This window comes from Deferrisoma sp., assembly GCF_054681715.1.
This window is the reverse complement of the sequence record NZ_BAAHFQ010000231.1, coordinates 1-3507: the sequence shown is the minus strand read 5'-3', so window position 1 is coordinate 3507 and position 3507 is coordinate 1. Positions and strand designations below refer to the sequence as shown.

The window sequence follows — 3507 nt, the reverse complement described above, 5'->3', positions numbered from 1 at the left end:
TCCGGAAGGGCGCGGCCCTAAACGCCGTGCAGATCGCCGAGATCCTGATCCGGGATTACCTGGGGTAGGACGGCGAAGCGGGGATCGCGCAACGAAACGGCCCCCCGGGGAGATCCCCTGGGGGGCCGTTTCTGGTCCCGATGGTCAGATCCCCGGTGTGGGCTCGGGGCGCCAATGGGTCGGGGGCTGGGGGAGAGCCGGGTTCCGCGCCCGCGCCCGGCCGGAGCAAGTCCTCCACCGGCGCCCGGCCATACCGCCGCAGGGCTTCGTACGGGAAGGTGGTCTCGGAACCTCGTTGCATCGCGTTGCCGCCCCGGCCCGCGGTCGTGGGGAGGCGGCCGGGGACCGCTTCTCAGAACCTGAATTTGGCCTTGGCCTTCGCCTTGTGGCGCGAGGCGGCGTAGAGATACCCCAGGATCCACCCCGCCAGGAGCACCAGGGCGCCGGAGAAGAACCAGTAGAACCGCTCCCGGGTTTCGAGGTGGGCCACCCGGGCCCGCAGCCGGCCGAGTTCGTCGCGGGCGGCTGTGAGTTCGGCCTCCATGGCGTCGGCCCGGGCCTTCAGGGTCGCCGCGTCCTTGTGGGCCTCCTTCCAGGCCGCGAACTCCTTGCGGATCTTCGCGAGCTCCCGTTCGGCCGCGTCGGCCCGGCGGCGCTGGGCGCCGGCCTCTTCGGCCTGGTCCGACGCCCGCGCCTTGAGGTCCGCGAGCTCCCGCTCGGCCGCCTCGAGCCGGGGGCCCTTGGGCGGATCCCCCGAGAGGTACCGGGCCACCACCCACCCCTCCTGGCCGTCGGGGGTGCGGACCTGGGCCCATCCCTCCTGCTCGGCCAACTTCTCCAGGGGGGTCCCGGTTTTGAGCATGGCCAGGATCTTGTAGCCCAGGCCGGGGCCGGACCGCAGGGTGATCTCGAGCTCGTCCGTGACGTAAAAGGTCTGGCCCGCCAGCGCCAGGGTCGCGACCAGGAGCCAGGCGACAGCCAGGAAGACCCTTGGAAGCCCCCGTAGGCCGCGACGCGGCCTGCTCGCAAGAACGATGACTTCTCGGTTTCGGCCGCAGGGTGGATCGCCTCGGTCTGGGCCAAGGGACCGAAGACCGCCGACCGGCGACCGCCGACCGAAGTGACTTGGAAGCCTCATGCGCGTCCCCGTGGGGTCAGGGGGCACCCGGCGGGTACCCGGTGGATCAAAGCGCCGTGATTAGCACCCGGGTCGCGCCGCGTCAACCCGGGGGACGTCGGCCTTTCCTTGGCCGGCGGGGTTTTGTTACCTTGCACCGTTCGAGGAAGCGGCGGCCGGGGCCGCCGGGGAACCGCGCGGTGGAGGACACGATGGCAGGTCACAGCAAATGGGCGAACATCAAGCACAAGAAGGCCCGCGAGGACGCGAAGCGGGGCAAGATCTTCTCGAAGCTCGCCAAGGAGATCACCGTCGCCGCCAAGCTGGGCGGCGGTGACCCGGACGGGAACCCCCGGCTTCGGCGGGCCATCGAGACGGCCCGCTCGTTCAACATGCCCAAGGACAACATCGAGCGGGCGATCAAAAAGGGCACGGGCGGGGGAGGGGGCGCCGATTACGAGCAGATCACCTACGAGGGCTACGGCCCCGGCGGGGTTGCGGTGCTCGTGGAGGTGCTCACCGACAACCGAAACCGCACCGTGGGCGAGATCCGCCACGCCTTCTCGAAAAACAAGGGAAACCTGGGGGAGAACGGCTGCGTGGCTTGGCTCTTTGAGTCGAAGGCCTACTTTACGGTGCCGAAATCGGCCGTGGGGGAGGAGAAGCTCCTGGAGGTCGCCCTGGAGGCCGGGGCCGAGGACGTGCGGGACGGAGGCGAGGTGTGGGAGGTGTTGGCCGACCCCGACGCCTATGACGACGTCCGGGCAGGGCTCGAGGCCGCTGGGTTGCCGCTGGAGTCCTCCGAGGTCACCATGCTTCCGAAAAATACGGTGAAACTCCAGGGGGCCGACGCCGAGCGGATGCTCCGGCTCATGGAGATGCTCGAGGACAACGACGACGTCCAGAACGTCTACGCCAACTTCGACATCGACGACGCCGAGATGGAACGGATCGCCGGCGGATGAGGCTGCGGGTGGCCGGGATCGACCCCGGAACGGGCCGCACGGGGTACGGCGTGGTGGAGATGGAGGGGAACCGCCTGCGCCACGTGGCCCACGGGGTCATCGTCACCCGGGCCGCCGATGGGCTCCCCGCCCGCCTGGGCCGGATCTTCGAGGGGCTCCTGGCGGTGTTCGAGGCCCACGAGCCCGAGGAGGTGGGGGTGGAGGGCATCTTCCACGCCCGAAACGCCCGATCGGCGCTTACCCTGGGCCACGCCCGGGGGGCGGCGCTTCTGGCCGCTTACCGGGCAGGGATCCCGGTGGTGGAATACTCCCCGATGCAGGTGAAGCAGGCCGTGGTGGGCTACGGCGGGGCCGAGAAGCACCAGGTGCAGGAGATGGTCCGCCGGCTCCTGGGGCTCGGCCGGCCGGCCCCGGCCGACGCGTCCGACGCCCTGGCCGTGGCCATCTGCCACCTGCAGACGGCCCGCACCCGGCGGGCCCTGGGGACGGCCCGGTGATCGCGCGGCTCTCGGGGACGGTGGAGCTCGTGGCCCCGGGGGAGGTGGTGGTGGACGCCGGAGGCGTCGGCTACCGGGTGTGGGTGCCCCTCGGGACCTACCGGGAGCTCTCCCGACGGCCCGACGGGGCGCGGCTCCGGGTGGTGACCCTGATCCGGGACGACGAGATCCACCTCTACGGGTTCCTCACGGCCGAGGAGGAGGAGCTGTTCCGCGCCCTCCAGGGGGTGAGCGGGGTGGGGCCGAAGCTGGCCCTGCGGATCCTGTCGGGGCTCGTGGCGGCCGACCTGCGCTCGGCCCTGGCCCGGGGGGACCACGGGGCCCTCACCGCGATCCCGGGGGTGGGGAAGAAGCTGGCCCAGCGGCTCGTGCTGGAGCTTCGGGACAAGGTGGGGCCGGTGCCCGGCGGGGAGCCGACGGCCGGGCCCGGGCTTTCGGTCGGGGACGAGGCCGAGGCCGCCGCGGCGCTGGAGGCCCTGGGGTACCCGGCCCGCGTGGCGGCCGAGGCGGTGCGGAAAGCCGCGGCCGCCGGGGCGTCGGGGGTCGAAGCCCTCGTGAAAGCCGCCCTCAAGACCCTGGCGCCAAGAAAGTAGAGGGGAACCGGACGGCGAGGGACGGGAGAACCGTTGGGTTCACCACGGAGGGCACGGAGACCACGGAGGGGGACGAACCACGGGGCGCGCGGGATCACGGCGCTCCGGGGGCGGAGAGGAGAGGACGGGTGGAGCACCCCAACACCATTCACGACTCACGATTCACGGCTCCCCCGCCTCCCAGCCTTCTAGCCTTCTAGCTTTCTAGCTTTCTAGCTTTCCAGCCGACCAGCGCGCAGCCATGACCGACGCGGACCGCATCCTGACCCCCGAGGCCCTGGCCGAGGATCTCCCGGCCGGGCCGGGCCTTCGGCCCTCGCGGCTCGACGAGTACG

General features: G+C 71.5%; 4 protein-coding genes. 3 read left to right on the top strand and 1 reads right to left on the bottom strand.

The window, feature by feature from the left end; genetic code table 11:
* Positions 1-352: 352 nt before the first annotated feature.
* Positions 353-1138, bottom strand: coding sequence for a TIGR04211 family SH3 domain-containing protein (locus ACY0I8_RS17045; RefSeq protein WP_461395702.1), 786 nt, complete (start codon positions 1136-1138; stop codon positions 353-355).
* 191 nt (positions 1139-1329) lie between these two features.
* On the opposite strand from ACY0I8_RS17045, the gene ACY0I8_RS17040 reads away from it, so the two are divergent.
* The 3 genes from ACY0I8_RS17040 to ruvA are packed head-to-tail and all read left to right on the top strand — an operon-like array spanning position 1330 to position 3172.
* Positions 1330-2082, top strand: coding sequence for a YebC/PmpR family DNA-binding transcriptional regulator (locus ACY0I8_RS17040; RefSeq protein ID WP_461395704.1), 753 nt, complete (start codon positions 1330-1332; stop codon positions 2080-2082).
* Positions 2083-2084: 2 nt separating this feature from the next.
* Positions 2085-2579 carry a crossover junction endodeoxyribonuclease RuvC gene (gene ruvC / locus ACY0I8_RS17035; RefSeq protein ID WP_461395703.1) on the top strand — a complete coding sequence of 165 codons (495 nt, stop codon included), beginning with the start codon at positions 2085-2087 and terminating at the stop codon, positions 2577-2579.
* Positions 2576-3172, top strand: a complete 597-nt coding sequence (gene ruvA, locus ACY0I8_RS17030) for a Holliday junction branch migration protein RuvA (RefSeq protein WP_461395701.1) — start codon at positions 2576-2578, stop codon at positions 3170-3172. Before ruvC ends, ruvA begins: the two co-directional genes overlap by 4 nt.
* Positions 3173-3507 lie beyond the last annotated feature (335 nt).